This window comes from Microbulbifer sp. MLAF003 (assembly GCF_030012965.1).
GTDB classification, from domain to species: Bacteria; Pseudomonadota; Gammaproteobacteria; order Pseudomonadales; family Cellvibrionaceae; genus Microbulbifer; species Microbulbifer variabilis.
The window spans coordinates 1,907,156-1,930,063 of the sequence record NZ_CP120232.1 but is presented as its reverse complement, the minus strand read 5'-3'; the positions used below and the strand labels follow the sequence as shown (position 1 = coordinate 1,930,063).

Genomic DNA, 22,908 nt, shown 5'->3' with positions numbered 1-22,908 from the left:
GAGAAAAATTATTAAAACACCAATTACTTTCCTTTCACGCTACCTTTACTACACTACCGGATCTGATTGCGGCACTAGTAGCCAGGTGCGACATCCACCCCATTTCTCACACGCTCTAAAGCCAGCCGTGTCGTCCAAGTCATAGTTCCGGTGGTATTTTCTGTTAACCAAAGTGACGGATAACTACCCCAACTCTGAATTACAAACGAATCTACATTAACGCCAACTCCAATAAGGGAATGGATGTAATTCAAAACTTCAACCCGATATGGGTGATTTCCTTCCTTCGCACCCCTCGCAGAATTGATTATCATATTGAATTGATAACCATAATCCTTAACTACGTGATAAAACTCAATCAGTCGATTTTTATAATCCACATCCTTAACTAGCTCAACCTGATTTGAGTAGCCCTCATTTAAAAATGCATCATAGTTGTAATCTGCAGCTACAGCGTCAAAGTCAACCTCACTACCTCTAACCACACCCAAGACTTCTCGAAGGGCCTCATCATAATTTCCGTACCCAAGACTTTGAGGGGGAAGACCTTTACTATTCCTGGCAGGCTGACCTTTCCAACCCCAGTTCGAAAAATTGGTTAGAAGTACAAACTTAATCTTTGGAACCACAGAACGCCAAAGACGCATAGTATCAACAAGCTCATTTCCAATTGACTGGTAAGTATGGGGGGATATCGGAGTATCAGACGGATATAACACTCTCCTAATGGGGCCATCAAAAATCAAAGTATCGATCTCCCCTCCTAAATCAACAAACCGCTTTAGAGACCTTGTATAATTACTAGAAAATGATTCTTCACCAGTTAAAGATTCCCCTTCACTTTCATGCAAAGCGTAGCTTGAAGATAATCCATTAATTTCAATCGCGATTTTAATACCGTTTGATTTCATAGCTTGAGAAAATTCGACCAGCTCCTCATCACTCGCCTCAATGATTGCGGAACGATAAACCACAACGCCATCAAGTTGACCAGCCAGGCTAGACCAACGAGAAATATTTTTAATCTCCAATCTCGATTCACGGCCATTAGATAAAGAACTACCCGAGCCGGCCGGTACTGACATCCAAAAATCAGCATCTAAATCTCTATTCATCCCACTCGCATAAAGCTTTGTCAAATCAAAAGCATCAAAATATCGGACATAGTCACCAGATATAGTCTTAGCGACGATTCTATATCGCCAAGAGCGCTCTGAATTTATTTCGTCCCTGTCAAGATAAGAAGATATCTCAGGGGTAAAAGAGGATACAAATTCCCATTTAGCCTGAGACCAACCTCTTCTATATAACAAAAATTTAATAACATCAGCACCTTCATATTTCCATGAAATATTTGAAATCGTCTTAGATTGAGTGAGCTCACCCCGCGCCGAAATAAAATCAGCCTCGACACATGCCGAAGCTATAAACAAGAAAAAGAAAAAAAGTCTATTCAACATACCCAACACCTAATACGAATTTTTATAATTTTCTGCGCACTTAATCTTTTTTTATTTCAAGGATCAGCATGCCATGCAAATTATTATCTGTTTTCGACCGCTAAAAGGAGGATTTCAATAAACCCCTATGATGTGCGCCGTTCGGCAAGAGCCCTGCAACTCCAACTTCGATTTCTTTAACCCTAAGCGATACTCCTCAAGGTCATGAATCCCACAATCGGGTCTTAGCTGACTTAGCCGTTTAAATTCACCATTTAATTTCGATGATTCATCTAGCTCACTCAGAATCGATTTGAACGGCTCTAATTGATCGGCAATACAAGTCTCTCCCCCTTGCTCCAACTTAATACCTCAATATAGATTGAGGCCAAAATTACCACACCAAATTACCACACGGGGAGCAGAAACGAAAAAACCCCGCACTAGGCGAGGTTTTAAGTCCTTGATAAACAAGGAAGAATCTGGGGTGGCCGACGGTGATCGAACCCGCGACCTCAGGAGCCACAGTCAAACCAAAAACCATATAACTATCATATAGTTATATAACTTCGTGTGTAAATAGCAAGGTCGTTTAGACCCACTATAAACCCCGTGATTACTCAGCTACTCAATTTTTTTTACACGTAGAAACTGTATGGCTGCACAGTAACTAGACTGTAATCACCGACAGTTGATCCCACTGAGTTGTATAGGTCGGAGAGCGATGCTCCTGCCCCATCTTCCATTTCTTCTGGATACCTTCAGCCCCCAGGAATAGAGTCCCCCGTCCAAACTTGCGGTTGATGCTATCGATCTCCCCGGCCCTTGCCGATTGGCCTGGCGTGAATAGATCACCCTGTCCTAGCGCAAGGAATAATCTCAACAAGCTCCACTCCTGCTTTCATAAAGCGGCACCCTGACCGGTACAGACTTGCAATAAACTTTCTTACCAGCCCCACAATTACCCGCGTATCGTCGGTAGGGTATAGTGTCCGTACAATTATGCTGCAGCTGTAGTAGCTGGGCTTATGGTACAAGGTATGCAGAAGCACATGAATCGACTTTACGAGCGATTTCTGAGCCCGTAGCTTCTCCGCCGCCCTGTTTGCGTACAAGGTGGCAGCCTGCAGTATCGGCTGTAAGTCGGTGAGCTTTTCACCAAAGGAGCGGGTGCAATAGATCTGCTTCTTGGCTGGGGCTCTTCCTCCAAGCCAAGGCAGGGAATCCCGTTCAACTCCTCAATCGTTCGCTCAATGTTCACATTGATATGGCGGCGCAATACTTTTGGGTTGGCCTGCGCCAGGTCATAGGTTGTCTGTATGCCAAAATCGGCCAAGCGCTTGGACAGTCGCCGGCCTATGCCCCAGACATCATTGACGGCGGTACGGCGCTGCATCCATTGCCACTTTTCTTGTGTATCCAAAGCGCAAACCCCATCGCACTTGGAGATTTTCTTTACTGCTCGGTTGGCTAACAAAGCACCACTTCGTGCAGATTCCATTTCCTCCCTTTATTGCCAGGCTTTATGCTCAACTTCCACTGGAGTTTCGACGACATATCCATAGAGTTATAGAGAGCAGCTATGGAAGACTCGGCGATAACGCTTTTAGCAGGCGCGCGGCGCTTGCCTAAATTTGTTAAGTGCTCATAGCTCAAAAATACGCTTGAGAAAATTTTCACTGTCCTTGCATTGCTGCCATAGTAATTCACGAAGCTCATACCCTCTTTGCGCCTCAACTGGAGGAGCGCCAGTAAAATACAACTCATCACTGAAGCTACACATTCCTCCATATGCACGCAATGAATGAGAAATACTTGCTTGTGGCTTATTGTTTTCTAGTAGCTCCAAGGATTTAGAAAAATAGGTGAACCAATTCTCTTCATTATATTCTCTGAGAATCAATACTAACTCTTCAAGAACTAGCTTATATGCACTGTACTTATCGCTCATAGGCACTTAACGCCGCCGGCAGGGGCAGCTTACCTTGTGCACATTTTGCGCAAAAATGGGAGCACAGCGACCTGCGCAAAATGTGCACAAGGTAAGCTACCCCGCGGAGAGCGCGAATTTCGCGACCGGAGTGTACTTCAGCAACTTGTTATGACTCTGTGAGATGAGACATAAAATCTCTGATGTAGTATTCATGGGCACATAGAGATACCACTCCGTTTTCGTTTGGCTCGGGAAGATAGCGTAAGTGCAGCGTGGACCTTGGAGCCACTTCATAGTTCAAGCATAAATATAATTCCGATTCATTGATTGAGTCAGATGAACCAAGAATATTTACATTTACTTCAAGAGAGGTGCTATCCGCAACTCCAGATCCCAGCAGGTAGGTTGCATACTTCAACTTTCCACCCCTGTACTTTGTAGGAACAACTACTTTCACAGGATGGCACTGAGGCGAATTGTACAATGCCCCTTCGGACAACTTTATGTGATGCGGAATTTCATCACTACCACATGCCTTCCCATGGAGCGGCAGCATCGCTAGAGCAATAATTAAATATTTCATACTACTAAGAGTCATAACGCTCGCAATAACCGGCCGGAGCTGCACAGCAGCGGAGGTCTGAGTTAATTGCCTTGTTCTGTGCTACTTGCACATGGGTACTTAGTGTAAAATGCTTTTCGGACTAAATCAGCAACACCTGCGACACCACTTTCACGATACCTAGTAACAGTTTCAGGGTTATTGTTGATGTATTCGACAACCACACTAACCATCTCTTTATTTGAAATATCTTGCTCAGGAAGACAGGTCAGAGGATTGTCAGAGTTACCATCAAAAAAATCTACTCCTTCCACGATGCCTGAGATAAAGCCGAAACAAAATCCTACACCAATCAAATCTGCCTCATTTGGAACCCTAGACTTCAATAAATAAATCGAGCTGTAAGCCTTACATCCGTTGACTAAAGTATCGAAGTTACCAGCAGCAATTAAGCTATGAGACATTAAAACAAGTACCGAAGCTAAAAATACATTCTTAAATCTCATATCAGAACTCTCAACCGCACAGAACGCCGTGCGCAGCGGCGGCTTACTTTGTGCATTTTTTACGCGAAAATAGGAGCGTAGCGACTGGGCAAAAAACACACAAAGTAAGACGTCGGTCTGCCGCACCTTGTTAAGGCGACAAGGACCCTGGCCCCGGCTTCAGTATCCGTTATACTTTGCCATAAGAAACTAGGCATCTGGCGCTTCATCATAAGTAGTAATTATCGTTGCTTCAGAAGCAATACTACACTTTGGAGAGTCGTGATTTTCAGTTTTTATAATTTTAGTAATACGGAGATTTATGTCTCTCGGCGGTGAGGATAGTCCAAAAGTATAGATCCCAATATTCGTGACTTCTGCTATTAGCTCGACATATAGAAGCTTCCTAAAACCTGACTTCTCTTTTTGGTACATAGAGTAAATATCGAGATCGCTACTGTCATCTAAGCCGTATACATCACTTCCACAGTGATAAAACCCGACCCACTCTTCATCGTAAACTAAATAGCCTTTGAAACTACTCTGATCTGTTGCCTTTGCAATTACAGACCAACTAAGTATCAGCATACATAGGAAGACTTTATTCATTATTTGCCTTAATGCTCACAACAGGAGCGGACAATGCAATGCATTTTTTGTACAAAACTGGGAGCATAGCGACCGTACAAAATGTGCATAGTGTTGACCATCCCTTTGCTTGTGTTTGTTATGAGCATACCTGCTCACCGGTAATCATATGTGACGTATACCCCGTACTGCTAATTGAGATACTTCCACGACGAACGCAATCTGGGTAACCATAATTGAACCTTGCAGTGAAAATGACATCAGTAACGGTAAAACCCTCATCAATATGACTAGTTGACAGTGAAAAGCTAGAGGGATTGATACCTTTGAAGCTCTCTAAAACGTTGGATGGTACCTGAATTTTCTCACTATTAAGGACGAATACCATCTCTTGAATATTGTCTTCACCCTCCGAAAATTCAGACTTTAGATGAATATCAAGCTTTAGCATACCAAGATTCATCGGAAGTGATTTTTCATAACTCATTTTATCCCACCACCAATAATCATCTTGCGTAGCAAATACTGATGTCGAGATAAAAAGAAAAATTAAAGTAAGTGCTTTCATTGGTAATTTCAGCTCATAACGCCCGTGTCATTTGCCGCAGCGAAGTGGAGGTCAAATGCACGTGCTTGTTACGTTTTTATTCAGAACTAGCATAGATTTTTTCTAGTTCGATCACTCTCATTTCACTTAATCGGCGTTTACAGAATGCCATATGTAATCGGTAACTACTGAAGTTTTCAAGTCCGTCCATTTCATTTATAAGTGCGCAGTGTGAATCCCTATATGAGCGCCACACAGCTGAGGTTGATTTAAAGCGTTCTATTAATTCGTTTCCATCGGCAGCTTTACTTAGTTTCTCAATAATCTCTGCGTCTAGAGCATCGATTCTTCTTTCAGCTATAATATTATGAGCCCAACCACATTGTGCCGCCCCCCATTTACCACCAGCATCGTCGCATGGATCGTAAATATTCAACTTAATGCACTTTATTAGAATCTCCTGATCTTTAGTTGCCCTACATGACTGCCGATCAATCGAAAACGATTCTAAGTCACTCCCGCTCCATAAAAGTTTTCTGAGCTCTGCTGTGCGTTGCTTGTATGCCGAGATGCAACTCTTTTCATCTTTACATGCATCATCCCGCTTTTTAATCCAGCTAATCTGCTCTTTCTTAATCTCCAACGACTTTTGCCCTGAAAATGTCGACATGACAGACTTATAGACAGCTGATAGATTTTCATCATAAGATCCAAGTCGCCTATTAGAACAGATCAATAATTCAGAACTGGTAGAAGCCTTCTCACAATCAAAGCTTGTGGCAAAAATATCAGGTGAGCTAACAATCAAAAAAGCAATTAATGTAAAGAAACTAATTTTCATTAAATATCCTTATCGCACGTAACGCCAAGCTCAGCGGCGTGTGTTGCACGTCCGGTGGAGGGCTGAAAGCCCGTAACGAACTACAGCGCCATGTTAAATGTTTTCGTGAACCTTATTTTTAGCTAGACTACTTTTGTAAATAGCAAACATTTCTTCTGGACTTTTACCGTAAACTGACTTGAATGCATCGTTGAATGTCTCCCCATTTTCCAGTGTACGAATAAGCTCAATCCCGCCATTTGGATGCAAAAACTCATAGAATAGGGAAGCCTGCCGGTAGTTCATATGTTGCTGGTACCAAGGTTTAGGCCAATCATCATTTGCCACAACATAGTTTAAAGGCCAAGGGTCGCTGAAAAGAGAGCTTTCGTCCACCACGACTATGTGCTTGCCGTTATGAATGTACTCTAAGGCTTTTTTTCGGCTAACCTTATTAGCTCCACCGCCATTCGATGCAAACGTAGCCAAACCTTCCTGATACCACTGAGGTATAAAACTGGCTCTGAAGGTCGATATTTGTTGACGAAGGTGCAAATGAGATAACTCATGTGCCAGCCATCGTGAATAATCTTCATGAGTAACTACATAAGACTTTAAAAATAAGCCATTCGAACTCACCGCAGCTAAAATACCACTATCAATTCCTGTATATTTAGCAAAGCACTCCCTTGTATCGCAAAGATGAACGACTGGCGGATTGATGAATGGTTTTCCATGTACTATTTCGATATCTTTGACTTTTTCATCTAGCACATTCCGAATCAGTAAAGCTTGGTCTTTCATCCCTTCCTTGTACAGAATCCGATCATCTTCGGTCAAAGTTAAAAAGTCTTCTTTTGCTGGAGATTGTCTCTCCACAGGGAAAAAGTCTGAGCAGCCAACTAAAGCTGAAAAAGCGATAGCAAGGGCACCATAAATAGACCGTGACGACCGACTTCTAGAAAAAAGCATCCTTACCTAAACTCCATCATTTTTTTGTTTTGCGACCAAGGCAAATGGAATGGCGATTGGCCCTAGAAGTCCCCCCATAAAAGCCCAGAATACTCCATTTAAATGACGTTTTCGCGCGATCGAAGCACAAATAACCATGCTGGTAAGGACCAAAATAAATATAAGACTCATCATGTCATATTTCCTCTATAAGTAACGGTTCCCCACTCGGACATTTAACGCCTGGCGCACAGGCAAAGCACTCAGTGCTTTGTCCAGCCACACGAAGTGTGGAGATTGTGCCGCCACTTGTTAAGTGTTGATGTACTGCCTGTACTCTTCATGGACATCATTGTCTATTTCCACACCACTGTTACCGCCATACAGACGGTCATTTTTATCTTTACGGGGCCCGGATATCCAATAGTGGTCACCAGACTCGACCTCGAAGTAATTTGCTTTAAAGCCACTACCTTTAAGGCTTTGAAATTTCATTCCTCGATAGTAAAGCGTTTTTCCTGACTTTGATAAGTAAACACGACCAATACGAGCCTCACCTTCTAGGCCGCCCGACTTATCTTCGATATACATTATTTTAGAGCGAGACAGCTTGAATTCTGAGGGAAGTTTCTCTCCCTCAAATTCTCGCTCTTCTTGCTTTCCTTGATGTCTACTCATGGATTTTACACTTAACGCCTCGGTAATGGGCAACTGGAACAGAGCGAAGCGGCGTGTAAGCTGTCCCAGTGAGCGGAGCGAACGAAATTAACCGCCTTGTTAGGTTTTTGGTAGTTCATTTATGGCTACTTCCAGCTCTTCGTCGTATAGCTCTGTGCCATCTACATAACCACGTCTAAGACGGTCTTCTGCCTCCGGAAGCACAATGGCTAGTGCAAATTTTTGGCGGATGAATGTTGCAAGAACATGATTCGAAACTTGAGAAACTGGCTTCGACCAATTATCTCTACATCGCTGGATTAACCCAGAGTTTAACTCTGGCTCTACCCACGGCCCTTCTATATCAGCAACACTTTTAACATTCATCATCTAAACCTAACGCCTTACTCAGCCGCCACCGGAATGGAGCCGCTTTGTGCTAGCGTAGCGTACAGTACAAGGCGAGCGGAGTGTAGGTTGTCGGATGCAGTAACTTGTTAACCGTGTTGCTTGATAATGGCTATACAAGCCTCAAGTATACGCGGACGAAATTTAAATTCTATTTTGGCTAAAACTGGGTCTAGCTCAAGAAGAAGGTCCGGGTTCCACTCAAGACGCTCTACACCCACTGGAATATCTAGTGGCAAAGCTGAATGAAACTCCTTAAATATTGGATATCTTTCTTCCCATTCCGGTCCTAGCCAGTAAAATTTGTTCGACACTGATTTAGAACCGATAGTAATTCCTACCTGCCCAGACACTACTGACTTCGCGGCAGATACCAACTTTTTCGTTCGTGCTATTTCTTGATCAATGGTAAGGCTCATATACGGTTAACGCTTTGCTAAGGGGCGTTTTTAGTTGTTTTGATTTGTGCTATTTAAGCACAAATTGAAGCAACTAAAAATACATCCCACTTGCGCAACTTGTTATGCGTTCGGACATTTAACACCGCTACAAAACTCTTGCACACCGGATGCAAGACTGCTTACGCCACATTGTTCTTGAAGCCGATTTTCCATTTCAATAATAAATGGATAAATTGTGTCTATTGCTTCCTGCGGTGGGTAGCAGTTTAAACAACCGTATCCATGCCTGAATTCCACCTCACCGTTGTACGATTCGGCGAAATAAAAGTCATTTTCAATGCCTTTGTAAGTGTACCAGTAGCGATGAATTACATTCGTCTTCTCAATGCCATGGAGAGTCAATGGTCTTCCTCCGCTCTCTGTGACGTACTCTATTTCTGTGAGGCCTTCAATGGACTTGGCTGAAGTGATGACGCACTCATTGGCAGGCACAGGTTCGAAGTAGGCGACCCTGGTGACACCTCGTATAGTCTCACTATCCTATGGCAAAGACAGCCAAAATTAAGATCACTACAAGCTTCATTGCAATAGCTCGCATAACGCCGCGCACAGGAGCAGACAAATAAGCGCAGCGTTTTGGCTGTCCCAGCGACCAACGGGAGCGATTGCTGCGGCTTGTTAACTGCGATCATCCTCAGATGCAACCGCATTGAATATTTTGGCTAGCTCAGAACAGACGGACATAGGTACTCCCGTAGTTAGCAATGCTCCTTCTTGGAAACAGATATTGCCAACGTTCTCACCACCCTCGCAGTAGAATGCCACCCCTACACCAGAAAATATTACTTCTTCATGAGTAAATGGATTGACTCCCTTTCTATCTGGGGCTTGCTCAAGAAGTTCATGTTTAGAAATAACCTCGCTCCACAGATCAAGATCGATTCCTTCAGTACCTTTGACAATCTTGCCGAAGTCCATCAACTCTCCTTAGCAGTTAACGCCTCAATAACCGGCGCGCGCTTTTTGCGCGTCCGGCGCCGAAGGCGCGAAGTTGATTGACTAGTTAGCTGCCTCTGCCTGCATGCGAAATTTAGCAAAATAGGCAACCATTGGGTGAGAGTCTTTTTGCATTTCCTTAACTTTGGCTTTTCCTAGCTTTCTATGGAGAACGCCAATGACCCTTAGCAAAGGATGCTCTGACTTGATGCAATCTTGCGCTGAGATGTTTAATGACTCAAAGCACATAATTTTAAAATCATAACTGCTGAATTCACCCGCTTCATATAGATTACCTTCAGTTCTTTCGGAGTCGTTTACAGCTTTATGAGTTAGGCAATCAGTAGGCGTGAGTTCATGAAAATATGCTCCTTGCTCCCACCAAGAATTACAATCAGTAAGACTTACTTCTTGCTTTCCATCAATTACAACCCAACTTCTAGCCGTCTCATCTTGTCGCCTGTATGCGGTTGTAAAAACCTCGATTCTACCTTTGATTGAGTCAGCGAAATTTTCTTCTATTCGTTTCTTCAATTTTGACCATTGCATGAGATTTACTCTTTGCAGCTAACGCCCGGTACACGAGGCGCTTTGGAGCAGCGCAGCTGCGGAAAAGCGCTCGCCGTGCTGCCGTTTGTTAGGAGCCAACGCGGATCCCGACAAATCTACCGAGCTTTTCTCCACCAAACATGTGTACCGTCTGGCGAGTACCAGATATACCAAGCTCCGTGATTTCCCCTCGTAATTCATTGCCTGCATCACATATGTTTGCGTTTAAATCGATTACCAAGTAGCTACCCGTCAATGTATACGCCGGCTCAGGGATGAAGCCAGAATTAGCTATTGCTTGAACCTCAGAGTTTGCCTCTATGACACGTAGCCGTCTCCAGTCGCCGGAGGTACAAGTTTTCGCAGCCAATGAAGTAAATTCAACTTGCATCGTCTCAACTATCTTGGACGATTCATCCAGCAGTACAAGCGACCAAGGTGTGTCAAGCTTCCAAGTGCTTGGAGCTGGATTAGCGATTATACGGTTATACTCGCGAATATAAGCTTGATATTCCCTCTCTTCATGCGATAGGCATCCTGAAATAACAAACAAAAAAAGCAATCCTATGAAGCTTCGGTACATAATGCTCCTAACGCCCATAGCAGGGGCGGCCGAAGCCTAGCGTAGGCCGTCCCGCGCAGGCCTGAAGGGCCGGAGCAACCTGCCTGTGATTGTTATGCGGTTTCACACAAACCCCCAATACACGCCCCATGCTAACCCAAGGGCTGCAACAAGCTGGAACCAAGCGCTATACCTTTTATACAGAGCTACTCCACCAACTAGAAGCCCGAAGCTTGTTGGACCTAGTACATAGCCACCCCAAATAGCCCATCCCTCACAATCCGGTGTGCCCTCTGGGCAAGTATATATACCCGCTAAAGACCACAAGGCGCCACCCAATAATATTGATCCAGAGACAACAAGAACTAACGCAACAAAATTTCTAATATTCATTTCCGCTTTGATCTGATAGCCACATAACGCCGTGATAAGCGGCTTATTTTTTGTTGGTTTGAATGTGTGCTATTAAAGCACACATTTGAAGCGACGAAAAATAGGTCCGTCTTGATCGCCTTGTTATGTGTGCGTTAAATAGGTAGTAGATCGTTCAATTGCTCCCGCAACTTATTAGTAATAGCAAGGGCTTCGTTGCGTTTAGCTTCTTCAGACTCCTCACTTTTTATTAGCTTGTTTAGCTTTTCTAAGTATGGATTTAAGTCTATAGGTGGGTTCAGCCCTAATCTTGATTGTGTGGCCTGTAATTCTGACGTCAAGTCAAAGACCGTACACTTTCTATCGAACAGCTTGTCTAAAGAATCAAATAAATTCTCTAATAGCTCTATTTCTATCTCAGTCATATATTCCGAGGTGAGTTCACATGATGGCTACAACAGGGGCGGCTGGAGCGCAGCGTAGGCCGTCCCGCGAAGGGCCAAAGGCCCGTAGCAACCTGATTGTAATTGTTATGTACGTTGCTCAATATCAACTTCACATTCTGCGCCCTTACCGAGCTTACCCGCAAAAACGTACACTATGCCTTTCTTGAAAGTTTGGATGAACTCGTGCTCCGCTTTTTGATGAAGTCCTCCCCTTCGTAGATAGCAAGAAACCACTACCTTATGTTCTCCAGGATCAATGGAAATATTTTTTGTACTATTGAAGAAATCCGATACCTTCTCACCATCAATTGCTTCAATCCGTGTATTGGCTTGGGTTTCTAGTGGAATAAATGACTTTCCCCACGCATCATTTTGGGCAACCAAGACCGCTTTATTTAAATTCGGTTGATACATCTCTGGAGTCGTAGCACATGCCGCTAGAAATACTGTTAACAATATTACTCTTCTCATTACTAGGGCCTCACCACCTTATCGATTACACATAACAGTTTATTAAAGAGCCAGTGGCTCACTATCCATTTGGCCACTATTTCTGGGAGGGAGCCTCCAAGCTCCGCAAAAAAGCCTTTATTTACAGCAGGTTGTAAACCATTGTCTAAATAACAACCAGAAATAGTGAGCCATCGGCTCAAGTCGCCTGGCTCGACCTCCCACTCTTGAACACATTTTACCCATAATTAAATCAATAAGTTAGGGGGAATTTCTGTAGATGTCAGCCATGGCTCTATAATTCGGGCTTTCGCACCGGCGATACGTCCACTCCACTACTGAAAACCACAGCCAGTATCACCCACTCGGTATCGCCATCGCCGCAATAGAGCTATGCACAGCTAGGCAATTCTCTACTTATACAACCTAAATAGGGCAACTGGGACACAAGAGCATCCCAGCCTGTAAAAATCTATACTTTAGTCAGCACTTTTTGTGAAAGACAGGCTGTCTTTCACCCGAACCCCGGTATTTGGGTCAGTCACATACCAAGTCAGCTCGTAATCTCCAGCCTCAAACCAAGCAGGTATGTTTAGATAATTTCGAGTGTAATCCTTCGCTTCAGAATAATTTAATACCACATCCCTTGATTTATGGATGGGATAGTTATCACCGTTGGGAAATTTAAGTACACTCCATTGTTCGAGTGTCACCAAAGATTGTGTAGAGTCTAAATTACGAATACTTGCGTCATAATTGACTCTTCCCCCATAGGTAGGAACTGAGAACTCGGCAGGTTCGTCAATCTCAATCGCCAACCGAATGTCGGAAACATCACCCTCAACAACCAGCTCAATGTCCCAGAAGTCTATATAACCACCGGACACATTGTATGTAAATCCACCTTCTCCATCGAGAAAGCTCTTTGCCAAGATACTATCTTCTCCCTGACAAATATTGATGCTTTTTTGCAACTGTGGAACAGGGTTAGGATTTTCAGATGTTGGAAGTTCGAAGGTCTTATACAACCCCAACAATTGCGGAGTAATAACCAAAAATGGATCTGCAGATTCATCTTTCGCTAAATAAGATAGTGCGGTAGCAGTTCCATTATCAACCTCGGCATTGATACAAATTTTACTAATGGTATCAAATTGATAGCCAACATCTACATTTATCTTATATTCAACCTCATTTTCCATCCTAAAGGGGAACGGCTCACCCAGGTCTATTTTTTTACTGATCGTATCAGCCTGAGCTAATGTCGATGTGCAGATTAGAGTGAAGCCAGCGATAGAATTTTTCAACACAGCCCTTTGCAGAGAACTGTTTTTATTTAGTTTTTTCAAAATTACAATCCATTACATATAGTATGAGATACGACAATATTTCAGACAGTTTTTTAGGACCAAATGCTGATAAAGCGAGACCTGTTCCTTGACAACCTATATTTTCCATATGTCTTGATAGCTCCAATCCACGAAAATACCTTTATAGATTTACTGGGCTAAAACTGTCGGAAGCATTGTATTTCACCCTGTCATACCTATCCAAAATTTTTTCCTCTTTAACCGTACCAGATAAAAAACTAAAGACAACACTGCTAATTAATCTGGTTATCCCAATAAAAACTTTTTAACGCGAGTTAAAATTGCGTAACCACCTCGGCCAAATTGCTACCCGTATCCCTAGTAAAACAATACTTTTAATCATCCGCTCGGAATCGCCATCGCCGCAATAGAGCTATGCACAGCCAGACGGTTGGCCACTTCGACAATACAACTCGCTACTAAATCAGCAGCGTGATCAGCAACGTTTACCGGCTGACCTGCATCGGTCTGCAGTGTCTTGGTGGTGACATAAACACTGGACATTAGATCGCCGGCACCATCTGTTTGTACTGTGTTTTGGTTGTCGATTACGGCAATAGAGCATTTAAGTACTGCAGCAGCCTGAGCTTCGTTGTTGGTAGGCTCCGTGGTCTGGGTTACCGTTGCGCGTACAATAGTTCCGGCACTGTGGCCGTCGTCGATGGTGTAGGCGAACTGCCAGGCCTCCAGGCCTGGCACTGTTATCGGGGAAAAGCTGGGCATTATCTACTCCTTTGCTTAATCAGATTTATGTACGCCGTTATGGGTGATGATGCGGTGCTGGGGATCGATACCGGCAGCATAGCTCTTGCCACCAACAGAGACCTTGTACACGGTACGCAGGCCGGCGCATTCGACCCGCTCGACACGCTCCCAGGTGAGCGGCTCTTCTTCATGCAGTACACCCAGCTCAACGTCCTGACAGTGCTGCGCCTCGTATACTTGGCCTGCACTGTCGGTGACAGGGGTTTCACGGCTGCAAATTACTTGGGCACCGCTTGTTGTGGTGAGCAATACACAGGGTATTTCTGACTCTGTATCTACTGCGCCAGTAATGAGGCTTAGATGGGTTTCCTCGTCGCCGGTATCCCAGCAGTCGATCAGGTCTCCGCTTTCGCAGTTGTCCGCTAGCAAACCTTCGCGCAGCCAACTGCCTGCGGCAACGCACCAGGGATCTCTAGGGACTGTGGTTCCACCTCCATTGCTCGGGGTTGTAATGGTGCCTATACCTCGGCGCCAGGTGCTGGCAGCCAGCTGGTAAATGTTCGTGGTCGCGTAATAGGTAACAGCGCCGCCCTGAGTGCCTGGATCATCACAGTACACATAATATTTAGTGCTGAAGGACAAACCAGTGATACTGCCACTGTTGTAATTAACAATGCCGAAACCAAACTGCACCGAATGCGCGGCAATTGTGATTTTTGCGGTACTGCCATCATCTAAAGAATTATTTAAAAGCCAGCACACCCTGATTCCAAGGCTCGTCGTCTTCGCTCAACAACAAAGCTGGTGATGCTCCGGAGGGGGCCGGCGCACCACCCAGCAAAGCGACCTGCGTAAAACGTGCATAAGGTAAGCCGTCCCGCGGAGGCCTGAAGGGCCGGAGCATCACTGCCCGTGATTGTTATGTGCGCCCAACGCTCGAAAGAGGACCAAGAGCTGAAGGACTGCAATTCCCACAAACACGAAACTCCAGAAATAGTAACTTGACTGAATCAACTCAGCTCCAATTGATATTTTCTTCTCAGCTTCTGCAAGCGATTTAAATTTCTCTGCAATCTGCACGTTTGTGTATTTCCCCGACTGAATTTCGGATGCCCAAGTAACGTACGAGTTCTGAATCTCACCATTAGCTGAAAATGTATTTCAATTTTCAAAGCTTTTGATACATAGAAAAAGAACTAAGATTAGCGGTAGAAGTACCACTGCTACAATTATCGATTTTTCTCTCTTCATGGCTCTATCACATAACGCCGCCAGCAGGGGCAGCTTACCTTGTGCGCGGTTTGCGCGAAAATAGGAGCGAAGCGACCCGCGCAAAACGTGCACAAGGTAAGATGTCCCGCGGAGGGCCGAAGGCCCGGAGTAAATTGCCCGGCCTTGTTATGTTTCAACCTCGCGCTCGCCTATACATTTTTGAATAGCGACCTCTTCAATGTATTTTTCAACCCTCTCTTGATCTATAAGCTCTCTAGGTGAATGGTTATCAATCAAATCATCTGCTAGACATGAGCATACTCGTCCCTTTTCGTCGGTATTTTCAGGCTTTACACAAGCCTCAACAAAAGACTCCTTGTAAGATGCATTGAACGTATCTGAGCTCTTGTCCAAGAATTTGTCGATAGCACCGTCGCATCCTGACAAGAATACTATGCAAACAAATAGTGGTTTATATTTCATAGCTTAATTATTACCAATTTAGAACATAACGCCCCAAGCAGAGGCTTATTTTGCGATTTGGAGCGAAGCGACAGCAAAATAAGTCCTGCTGGCTTGGCTTGTTATATTTAACTTTCAGGGTAGCCAATTTCCGCTAACTCCTCTGCAATATCTTGGATGGTAATATCAGGGTTTAAATATTCAAGGGTTTTGGCAGTAATGGGTGCATGTGCGTAGATATCGCGGATAGGTGCCAAAGGAATATCTTCTTCATAGTACTTTTCAGCGAAGTCTTGGTAAGTTCTAGGCTTTCTATCAAGTATTTCCAATAAGTATTCGGAACCATCAGGATCTTCGGATTTGGGTAGATCGAAATCCCCTCGACTCCAGCTCGGATCACTATTCAAGCGCCAAAAAGCAAATGAGACATTTTCAGTTGAAAAAGCGGGCTCTTTTAGCGCAGCGCTTAACTGACTTGGAACTCCCTTATATATATTCGGCCATGGTGATTGATCTTCTGTAGACCATGAAGACATTTCACTTTCATGATCGAACCCTTTAATGAAGCATCCAGCCTTGTTGAACCAAACAAAAAATTCGTCACCCATCCCATTTCTCATGGAACCCATTTGCTCGTGTTCATCCCATTTGGAGTTAAACGAGTAATATCTAGATTCCCATTCAGGAGACATAATTAGATCTAGCGTCGCTAGCGATTTTAGTAACCTTCTTAAATCATCTATATCACTTAATCTACTTAAATCTTTACTCGATATCATGATGGTTCACTTTAAATATAACGCCGCCGGCAGGGGCAGCTTACTCTGCGTACGATTTGTGCAAAAATGAGAGTGAGGCGACCTGCGCAAAACGTGCACAGGATAAGCTGTCCCACGGAGGGCCGAAGGCCCGGAGTAAATTGCCCGGCATTGTTATGCATGGCCGCTACACCACCAGCTTCCGTCCCGCCAAAATTATGGCAACAAAAAGCCCAAGGTAGTACGCACTCCACAAATTGAACTGCCTATCGCGTAACTTCTGGATAATACCAAACAATAGGAAAATGGAAGGTATAAGAGTGAAGTTCATTACAAGGCCAAATATTGCAGGTAAAACTGCTTGCTCATTTTGAACAATGGCAATTGGTGTAAGTGAAACTAGTACACCGACTATAGCCAACGCAATTGCGATTTCCTTAGGAAATTTCTTCTTCACTTGTATCTCTGATGTATTCACTTGAATTCTCTAAGATGCACAACGCTTCAAGCTGGGGCGCGCGGTAGCGCGTCCCGGCGCGAAGCGCCCTTGCAGCCTTGACTTGTTAACTGCCTGACCATTGCTTAATGGCACGGCCTATTTGCTCCTTGTCCTCTAGTGGTAAATTGGCAAGACTCCATTTGAGAAAGCCAATCACGGTCTGTTTTTGCTCGTGACTGCAACGAAACTTGAAAGCTAAATGTGGCAATTCAGGGCTCTTGCAGCGCCCGAACTCCGCGAGCGCATTGATGGTGTACATACATATGAGGTTACCATCTATGTCTCTATTCTGGACACACCAGGCCATGTAAGAGGGCATGTATTGGAGCGGCTCTAAGTCTGATATATCACTCATCGGGTCGGGGTGGGAGCAGATATAGTCTTCCGAGATGGCGCTGTTCTCAGATAACTGAAATGCTTCTGCGATTTCCGAGTACATGGGCAGTTAACGCCCCGCACAGGGGCAGACAAATAAGCGCAGCACTTTGGCTGTCCCAGCGACCAGCGGGAGCGATTGCTGCGGCTTGTTACACACGCCTTAGCTCTCTTAGTGAAAATCCCAAACCAAATATTGCTAGCGTATAAATAGCTAAAAGTGAAAGCCCTAACTTTAGATTGGTTTCTTCCACAGATTCTGTCCATTCACCTTCATATGACCTGCGAATTGTAACAATTTTACTGGCGCTAGAAACACTTATAAATTGTTTCTGATCATAGGTATTACTGTAATCACATTCTCCATTGATACAGGAGTAGCTGCCAGAACCAAATCCGATCTGAAACAGTTTAGAGTTTGGAAGGTAATTTCTTGCTCTCTCTACGTGCTCTAAACTTGGATTCAAGTACCCACTCACAACAGAGTATATCGGCAAAAAAACAAGCACTAGGCATGGCATTAATACAAAAAATACTACAACTAACTTTCGATTAAGCACTAATTCTCCTTACCGTGTAACGCTTTGCTCACCGGCACATACTGCTGGGAACGTTTTTGTGTAAAAATGGAGCGCAGCGACAGACACAAAAACGAACGTAGCAGTATGTGTCCGCGTACAGCAACTTGTTATTTTACTTTAACGTCAGAAACAAAGTTATAGTAGGTAGACCATTCAGGATCATTTTCCATTTCAATTTGTATCGGATATACGTCGTGTCCCACTAAAAGTTCGTTAAGTTTTTCCATCCATTCATCGGAGTCTCTAACGTACCAAATCCATTCTTTGCGTCCATTGCCAGTAACAACCATCATTAAATGTGACACACCATTTACGTCTAAGGGTGCTATTGCATCTTCAAAGACGATTTGTTTTTTGTTCGTATTTCGATCAGGCATGCCATTATTTTCTTTCTTTTCAAATGGCCAATATATGTTTATCAAAGTAGGGAAATCTGTTTCCTTTTCCCCCTTAGGGACACTTTGCATATTCCTGTAAATAACAGGCTTCCCTTCTTGCTCACCGGTTGCAGTGAAATATATATTTTCAGCAACTGCACTAGACATAAATATCAACCATATTAAAAATGTGCTAAAGATTTTCAACTTCTGCGACCCTCTCTAGGGAATATAACGCCGCCAGCAGCGGCCGAGCGTAGCGAGGTCCAGCCCCGGAGGGGCGATGCTGCTTGGCCTTGTTACATTTATTTACTTGAAAAATAGGTTTTAAGCTTTGCCTCTTTAAACACATTCAGAAGTTCTTCGGATTTCTCAATTGGCACAAGGATTAATGGCAAGGAATCAGAATCTTCATCAATAGCAAGAAGCTTAAAACCTGCTTCGTTAGCACATTTAAACAAAGAGGGCCATTCACCATCCTGTAAGAAAGTTGCAATACCATAGTTACTTGATCTATAGAAATCCATGATTTCATTGTATGAGTCTGCTGTCTGTAGCTTTTCCTTAGAAAGGGTGTTTAATTGTAACAATGCATCATCTGGTTCATGAGCGCCATCTACGTATATAAGAAATTTATTTTTCATTAAAATTTCTACCACAATGACGGAATCAGACATGTCATCTACTGATTCGATGTCTCTTTCTCTGAGTTCGAACTCATATTCCTCAAGGAAAGATTCAGGTGAATTTAAATACAGATTTATATCGTTACTTGCCTTCTCACTAGACTTAGAAACTAATGATACCAACCTACTTAATGGGTGTGTTGGTTTGTCAGTCTTCTTCATGCTGGCATAGACAGCAAAAGATGCTAAGCATAAGCAAATGATTAGGAGTAGTTTCAAGGTTGTACCTCTTTGTAAATGTAACGTTCGTTTTTGCGGCGGCTGGAGCGTAGCGTAAGCCGTCCGGCCGCGATAGCGGCGTACAACATGCGCTTGTTATGATCTTGATGCCTCTAATGCTGCTGTGAGCCATTCTTGAAGCCCACGATACTCTATTTTACGACTGTCATCGTCGTGCCAGTAAGCAATTACCATTCCGGCATTTTCGCCTTCTGATTCATAGACCAAGTAGTCTCCACCACCATTGTAAGCAATTGGAATCCAGGATTTTGACATTGGCCCCTGTATATCTGTCATAGAACCATTTAAAAATTCCCATGCATCAATAACTTCGTCAATCGGTAGAAATGTCCGATTATCATTTTGATTCAGTGAGCCATATCCAGTTTGGCCATTGTGCCATTTGTAAAGAAGTTCCAAATCAGGTGGCAAATCTTTACCTTTGAAGCATTTCTCTTGAAGCTCTTTTAGATCTTCTTCGGATGCTCCCGGCTGAAGAGAATCAAAAACATCCTTGAAATTTTCTTTAAAGGAAGAATCTAGTTGCTCGAAAATTTTCTTAATCATTGTTCATTTCTTTTAAAATCATAACGCCGCACTAAGTTGTGCTAAAAGCGGATCTTTTGGCATCAACTTGAGTGCCTTGTTATACATTTTTTTTGATTACTTGTCTAAACGTCAAAGAAACTCTGCGCGACCTTTGAACTCTCTGCCCGTTTATTAAGTCACTTTTTCTATTTGGAATACTGTGCGTCCATTTATACCGAGCATCTTTTTGGAGTATTACTACCGATCTTGGATTTAACAAAATGGTTTGCTTCTCGACCTGTTTATTGCCAAATACCATTTCTGCTTGTGATCCAATACTTAGAGAAACAATTGTTTCCTTGAAACATGGCACACAATCAATATGTGCTGATATTCCTTGACCTGGCTCGTATTCATTGACGATAAGCTGGTCAAAGGTTTCTGAAATAAACTCTTTGGCATGTAAGCGAGATAGAATTTTGGCAGACCACTCAGGGAGTGCCCCGAGATAAAGAGAGCTATCAACGAACCTAGCCTTATAGTCGTATCGATATCCATAGTGCTGCACTCGTCGCTTTAAACTCGTAAGCCATACTTCATTATCCAAAGAATCTAGTAGAAATTGCTCTTCTTCTTTGGAGATAAACTCTTCTATGTGTGTTAAACCGTGAATCATATTATTTTCGTAAAATGTATAACGCTTAGCACACAGGCAGACAAACCGTAGGCTTGACTGTCCAGCCACGAAGTGGCGATTGTGCTGCGATTTGTTATGTTTTTGACCACTTTACTGCTTGACCCGAACAAAGCTTTGCAGCCCAGCAGTTATTAACGAATGGGGCCGCAGAACAACTTGTGTTTATGATCGCATCAGCATCTAACGATGCAGCTTTTGCCTTTAGAGTTTCAATTGCTTTTTCTGCGTCACCCCAAACTCGACCTCCATAAGGAGCACCTGAACAGTCAGCAGCGCTAATATCATCTATGGTGGTATATTCTTTATCAGGAACTTGGCCTTCCTTAAGAATCTCTATTTGATCCACTCTTGCTGCTTGATCTGGAGTCAGCTTGGGTGCCCCCATTACACAACCTGTAAGAGCAAAAACAATAGAGACAATAATCAATAACTTCATTAGTACTCCTTAAACATAACGCTTTGCTAAGGGGCAGACAAACCAAAGGTTTGGCTGTCTCGCGGAAGCCGCGCCTTTTGCGGCTGGAGTGCACTTCAGCAACTTGTTAAGTGTTGCTTTCAAGCCAATAAACCCCGTCATGTTGCCCAACTAAAATTTTATTGATTGATGGAATAAATATTTCAATATCACCACCAGGTTGATGCTCCTCTTCAATAGCCTCAGCGATAAACTCTTTAAGCTCTCTTCTATCCATTGAGGCTGATTTTCTAATTTCACCTTTATTATGTGGACGCACTCTATCAAAGCTAACAACATCACTACTCAAGGAGTCTATTAGTTCGAAAATATCATCTTTATTCAAGTATTCCATATGATTTGACACTTAACGCCGCAATCAGCGAGACTGCGCAGCAGTCCGCTGCATTGCCTTGTTATGAGTACCTCGCTTCATAAGCCTGTAAAAACTCATTGAGCGCTCTCGCTGGATATTGTTCGTTTCGATCTATTTTGTAAGTCTTCATTTTCATGAGTTCACGAAGCTTAATAGCCTCTCCGTAGATGCAGGCCATAAGCTGTTGCTGCTTCACGGTAAACTCGATTTCAGACATTACCCTATCTGATTCCTTCCATTCGCTCATCGATGCTGTTTCGGTGATGCTAATATCAAGGATGTGATGCTGTTCTTCGTCACGAGTTATTTCCCAGCGATAGGCACCTGGCTCATCGAGCCACATTATATATGTAGATTTAATACCCTTAAGTAGTTCTGTAAAAGCAGAGAACATTTCTTCGAGAGGATTGTTAAAGATGTGCGTCATTCCAATCTCTATATGTTCTTCTTTGGTCCAGATACGGAAATCGCTCCATCCATACTCACCTAAACTAAATGTAAGTTCAATTTCTTGTATCATTACTTTCCAGTGGAAAACTCATAACGCCCACAGCAAGGGCGGCTTACTTTATACACGTTTTACGCGAAACTGGGAGCGAAGCGACCGCGCAAAACGTGTATAAAGTAAGACGTCCCGCGTAGGCCCGAAGGGCCGGAGCTTCACTGCCTGTGATTGTTAAGTGCATTGAATCACCCCACTTTCCGTAAGCCACTTGAACTTCCTCAGATTGAACGAGGCGGCATAAGTGTGGGTGGACTTTGGCACTTCGGTGAGCTCTTTAAGATTTTCTAACTCTGTTTTTTCCCATGTGACATCACCCGAACGAAGGTAAATCCTTAGTGAGGCCACTTGCTTTAGACATTTATTGTATTTTTCAAATCCTATACCCGGAACTCTTCTACCGCCATCGCCAAAGCCATAAGCTTCAGCCAGAAAATCAAACTGCCCTAACTCCATCTCTTTTTGAGCATCCATTTCAGCAGAAGCAGATACTTCCATTAGAATCTGATCAAGATTTCTGCCGCCTTGCTGAATGTTGACAACACTGAATGCCAAAACTAGAAATACCGTCACGGCACCAAGTATTACTATTGATTTGCTCATATCTCTATAGGCACTTAACGCCCGCCGCACAGGTGAGCAACTTGTTGCGAGTCCACAGCGCGAAGCACGCATTTGTGCCGGCGCTTGTTATAAATAATTTCAATCATTCAGACCGGTACCCATATTATCTTCTAGCGCCTCTCCGACTTGGTGGAGTCCAACCACAGTAGTATTCTCGGCCGCCCAATGGAGATTGCCAATTATTTCCCGAATCGCCGTTCGGTCCATATTCAGACTTAACTGTGCATCGATAGACTGCAACTCCCTAGATAGCTGCATGCAAGTCGCTGCAACAACATCTAACCTCCTTTTCAGTTCTTCAGGTTCCATTTTTCTAT

The 22,908-nt window shown here is 43.6% G+C and carries 37 protein-coding genes; 1 reads left to right on the top strand and 36 read right to left on the bottom strand.

Features of this window, described 5'->3' with window-relative positions; translation table 11 throughout:
* Positions 1–74 precede the first annotated feature (74 nt).
* The 14 genes from P3339_RS09380 to P3339_RS09315 all read right to left on the bottom strand — a co-directional run bounded on the left by P3339_RS09380 (position 75) and on the right by P3339_RS09315 (position 8,809).
* Positions 75–1,460 carry a hypothetical protein gene (locus P3339_RS09380; RefSeq protein ID WP_282953182.1) on the bottom strand — a complete coding sequence of 462 codons (1,386 nt, stop codon included), beginning with the start codon at positions 1,458–1,460 and terminating at the stop codon, positions 75–77.
* Positions 1,461–2,109: 649 nt separating this feature from the next.
* Positions 2,110–2,325 (bottom strand): DUF4113 domain-containing protein, encoded by a 216-nt coding sequence (locus tag P3339_RS09375; RefSeq protein ID WP_282953181.1) that lies wholly within the window; start codon positions 2,323–2,325, stop codon positions 2,110–2,112.
* A complete protein-coding gene (locus P3339_RS09370) occupies positions 2,291–2,569 on the bottom strand; it encodes a DinB/UmuC family translesion DNA polymerase (protein ID WP_238152208.1) in 279 nt (92 codons plus the stop codon). Before P3339_RS09370 ends, P3339_RS09375 begins: the two co-directional genes overlap by 35 nt.
* Positions 2,503–2,940 (bottom strand): DNA polymerase Y subunit UmuC family protein, encoded by a 438-nt coding sequence (locus P3339_RS09365; RefSeq protein ID WP_282953180.1) that lies wholly within the window; start codon positions 2,938–2,940, stop codon positions 2,503–2,505. Before P3339_RS09365 ends, P3339_RS09370 begins: the two co-directional genes overlap by 67 nt.
* 144 nt (positions 2,941–3,084) lie before the next feature.
* Positions 3,085–3,390: a DUF6966 domain-containing protein gene (locus tag P3339_RS09360; RefSeq protein WP_108732349.1), complete on the bottom strand. Its 306-nt coding sequence runs from the start codon at positions 3,388–3,390 to the stop codon at positions 3,085–3,087.
* Positions 3,391–4,017: 627 nt separating this feature from the next.
* A complete protein-coding gene (locus P3339_RS09355; protein WP_282953179.1) occupies positions 4,018–4,440 on the bottom strand; it encodes a Rap1a/Tai family immunity protein in 423 nt (140 codons plus the stop codon).
* A gap of 189 nt (positions 4,441–4,629) precedes the next feature.
* Positions 4,630–5,028: a hypothetical protein gene (locus tag P3339_RS09350; RefSeq protein ID WP_282953178.1), complete on the bottom strand. Its 399-nt coding sequence runs from the start codon at positions 5,026–5,028 to the stop codon at positions 4,630–4,632.
* Between the two features lie 118 nt (positions 5,029–5,146).
* Positions 5,147–5,575, bottom strand: a complete 429-nt coding sequence (locus tag P3339_RS09345) for a hypothetical protein (protein WP_282953177.1) — start codon at positions 5,573–5,575, stop codon at positions 5,147–5,149.
* A gap of 76 nt (positions 5,576–5,651) precedes the next feature.
* On the bottom strand, positions 5,652–6,395 hold the full coding sequence (locus P3339_RS09340; RefSeq protein ID WP_282953176.1) for a lysozyme inhibitor LprI family protein: 744 nt from the start codon (positions 6,393–6,395) through the stop codon (positions 5,652–5,654).
* Between the two features lie 93 nt (positions 6,396–6,488).
* Positions 6,489–7,346 carry a hypothetical protein gene (locus tag P3339_RS09335; protein WP_282953175.1) on the bottom strand — a complete coding sequence of 286 codons (858 nt, stop codon included), beginning with the start codon at positions 7,344–7,346 and terminating at the stop codon, positions 6,489–6,491.
* A gap of 6 nt (positions 7,347–7,352) precedes the next feature.
* Positions 7,353–7,520 carry a hypothetical protein gene (locus tag P3339_RS09330; RefSeq protein WP_282953174.1) on the bottom strand — a complete coding sequence of 56 codons (168 nt, stop codon included), beginning with the start codon at positions 7,518–7,520 and terminating at the stop codon, positions 7,353–7,355.
* A gap of 117 nt (positions 7,521–7,637) precedes the next feature.
* Positions 7,638–8,003 (bottom strand): hypothetical protein, encoded by a 366-nt coding sequence (locus tag P3339_RS09325; protein WP_282953173.1) that lies wholly within the window; start codon positions 8,001–8,003, stop codon positions 7,638–7,640.
* A 99-nt stretch (positions 8,004–8,102) separates the two neighbouring features.
* The gene (locus P3339_RS09320) at positions 8,103–8,372 is read right to left on the bottom strand and encodes a hypothetical protein (RefSeq protein ID WP_282953172.1); all 270 of its coding nucleotides are present in this window, start codon (positions 8,370–8,372) and stop codon (positions 8,103–8,105) included.
* A gap of 107 nt (positions 8,373–8,479) precedes the next feature.
* Positions 8,480–8,809 carry a hypothetical protein gene (locus tag P3339_RS09315; RefSeq protein WP_282953171.1) on the bottom strand — a complete coding sequence of 110 codons (330 nt, stop codon included), beginning with the start codon at positions 8,807–8,809 and terminating at the stop codon, positions 8,480–8,482.
* Positions 8,810–9,073: 264 nt separating this feature from the next.
* Here P3339_RS09315 and P3339_RS09310 point away from each other — a divergent pair, with 264 nt between their 5' ends.
* Positions 9,074–9,256 (top strand): hypothetical protein, encoded by a 183-nt coding sequence (locus P3339_RS09310; RefSeq protein ID WP_282953170.1) that lies wholly within the window; start codon positions 9,074–9,076, stop codon positions 9,254–9,256.
* Between the two features lie 213 nt (positions 9,257–9,469).
* On the opposite strand, the gene P3339_RS09305 is transcribed toward P3339_RS09310, so the two are convergent.
* From P3339_RS09305 to P3339_RS09200, 22 genes are all read right to left on the bottom strand, one after another.
* Entirely contained in the window at positions 9,470–9,769 is a 300-nt protein-coding gene (locus P3339_RS09305) for a hypothetical protein (protein WP_282953169.1), read from the bottom strand.
* 81 nt (positions 9,770–9,850) lie between these two features.
* A complete protein-coding gene (locus tag P3339_RS09300) occupies positions 9,851–10,336 on the bottom strand; it encodes an SF0329 family protein (protein WP_282953168.1) in 486 nt (161 codons plus the stop codon).
* Between the two features lie 88 nt (positions 10,337–10,424).
* The gene (locus P3339_RS09295) at positions 10,425–10,889 is read right to left on the bottom strand and encodes a hypothetical protein (protein WP_282953167.1); all 465 of its coding nucleotides are present in this window, start codon (positions 10,887–10,889) and stop codon (positions 10,425–10,427) included.
* Positions 10,890–11,425: 536 nt separating this feature from the next.
* Positions 11,426–11,695: a hypothetical protein gene (locus tag P3339_RS09290; protein ID WP_282953166.1), complete on the bottom strand. Its 270-nt coding sequence runs from the start codon at positions 11,693–11,695 to the stop codon at positions 11,426–11,428.
* 105 nt (positions 11,696–11,800) lie between these two features.
* Positions 11,801–12,172, bottom strand: coding sequence for a DUF2057 domain-containing protein (locus P3339_RS09285; protein ID WP_282953165.1), 372 nt, complete (start codon positions 12,170–12,172; stop codon positions 11,801–11,803).
* A 473-nt stretch (positions 12,173–12,645) separates the two neighbouring features.
* Positions 12,646–13,515 (bottom strand): hypothetical protein, encoded by an 870-nt coding sequence (locus P3339_RS09280; RefSeq protein ID WP_282953164.1) that lies wholly within the window; start codon positions 13,513–13,515, stop codon positions 12,646–12,648.
* Between the two features lie 360 nt (positions 13,516–13,875).
* Positions 13,876–14,259, bottom strand: coding sequence for a hypothetical protein (locus tag P3339_RS09275; RefSeq protein WP_282953163.1), 384 nt, complete (start codon positions 14,257–14,259; stop codon positions 13,876–13,878).
* A 15-nt stretch (positions 14,260–14,274) separates the two neighbouring features.
* Positions 14,275–15,003 (bottom strand): hypothetical protein, encoded by a 729-nt coding sequence (locus tag P3339_RS09270; RefSeq protein WP_282953162.1) that lies wholly within the window; start codon positions 15,001–15,003, stop codon positions 14,275–14,277.
* A 636-nt stretch (positions 15,004–15,639) separates the two neighbouring features.
* Positions 15,640–15,936 (bottom strand): hypothetical protein, encoded by a 297-nt coding sequence (locus tag P3339_RS09265; RefSeq protein ID WP_282953161.1) that lies wholly within the window; start codon positions 15,934–15,936, stop codon positions 15,640–15,642.
* Positions 15,937–16,043: 107 nt separating this feature from the next.
* Entirely contained in the window at positions 16,044–16,523 is a 480-nt protein-coding gene (locus P3339_RS09260; protein WP_282953160.1) for a hypothetical protein, read from the bottom strand.
* 337 nt (positions 16,524–16,860) lie between these two features.
* On the bottom strand, positions 16,861–17,130 hold the full coding sequence (locus P3339_RS09255; RefSeq protein WP_282953159.1) for a hypothetical protein: 270 nt from the start codon (positions 17,128–17,130) through the stop codon (positions 16,861–16,863).
* Positions 17,131–17,236: 106 nt separating this feature from the next.
* Positions 17,237–17,611 (bottom strand): hypothetical protein, encoded by a 375-nt coding sequence (locus P3339_RS09250; protein ID WP_282953158.1) that lies wholly within the window; start codon positions 17,609–17,611, stop codon positions 17,237–17,239.
* An 88-nt stretch (positions 17,612–17,699) separates the two neighbouring features.
* Positions 17,700–18,107, bottom strand: coding sequence for a hypothetical protein (locus tag P3339_RS09245; protein WP_282953157.1), 408 nt, complete (start codon positions 18,105–18,107; stop codon positions 17,700–17,702).
* Between the two features lie 128 nt (positions 18,108–18,235).
* Positions 18,236–18,673, bottom strand: coding sequence for a DUF695 domain-containing protein (locus P3339_RS09240; protein ID WP_282953156.1), 438 nt, complete (start codon positions 18,671–18,673; stop codon positions 18,236–18,238).
* Positions 18,674–18,810: 137 nt separating this feature from the next.
* On the bottom strand, positions 18,811–19,410 hold the full coding sequence (locus P3339_RS09235) for a DUF6630 family protein (RefSeq protein WP_169337086.1): 600 nt from the start codon (positions 19,408–19,410) through the stop codon (positions 18,811–18,813).
* A 96-nt stretch (positions 19,411–19,506) separates the two neighbouring features.
* On the bottom strand, positions 19,507–19,977 hold the full coding sequence (locus tag P3339_RS09230) for an SMI1/KNR4 family protein (protein WP_020411197.1): 471 nt from the start codon (positions 19,975–19,977) through the stop codon (positions 19,507–19,509).
* A 79-nt stretch (positions 19,978–20,056) separates the two neighbouring features.
* Positions 20,057–20,614: an alpha-ketoglutarate-dependent dioxygenase AlkB gene (locus P3339_RS09225; RefSeq protein WP_282953155.1), complete on the bottom strand. Its 558-nt coding sequence runs from the start codon at positions 20,612–20,614 to the stop codon at positions 20,057–20,059.
* Positions 20,615–20,708: 94 nt separating this feature from the next.
* Complete coding sequence (locus tag P3339_RS09220; RefSeq protein ID WP_020411195.1) at positions 20,709–21,071, bottom strand: hypothetical protein; 363 nt, start codon at positions 21,069–21,071, stop codon at positions 20,709–20,711.
* A 106-nt stretch (positions 21,072–21,177) separates the two neighbouring features.
* Entirely contained in the window at positions 21,178–21,435 is a 258-nt protein-coding gene (locus P3339_RS09215) for a hypothetical protein (RefSeq protein ID WP_157533275.1), read from the bottom strand.
* Positions 21,436–21,505: 70 nt separating this feature from the next.
* Entirely contained in the window at positions 21,506–21,985 is a 480-nt protein-coding gene (locus tag P3339_RS09210) for a hypothetical protein (protein WP_282953154.1), read from the bottom strand.
* A 156-nt stretch (positions 21,986–22,141) separates the two neighbouring features.
* Positions 22,142–22,570 carry a hypothetical protein gene (locus tag P3339_RS09205; RefSeq protein WP_282953153.1) on the bottom strand — a complete coding sequence of 143 codons (429 nt, stop codon included), beginning with the start codon at positions 22,568–22,570 and terminating at the stop codon, positions 22,142–22,144.
* 99 nt (positions 22,571–22,669) lie between these two features.
* Entirely contained in the window at positions 22,670–22,900 is a 231-nt protein-coding gene (locus P3339_RS09200) for a hypothetical protein (RefSeq protein ID WP_020411191.1), read from the bottom strand.
* Positions 22,901–22,908: the final 8 nt, after the last annotated feature.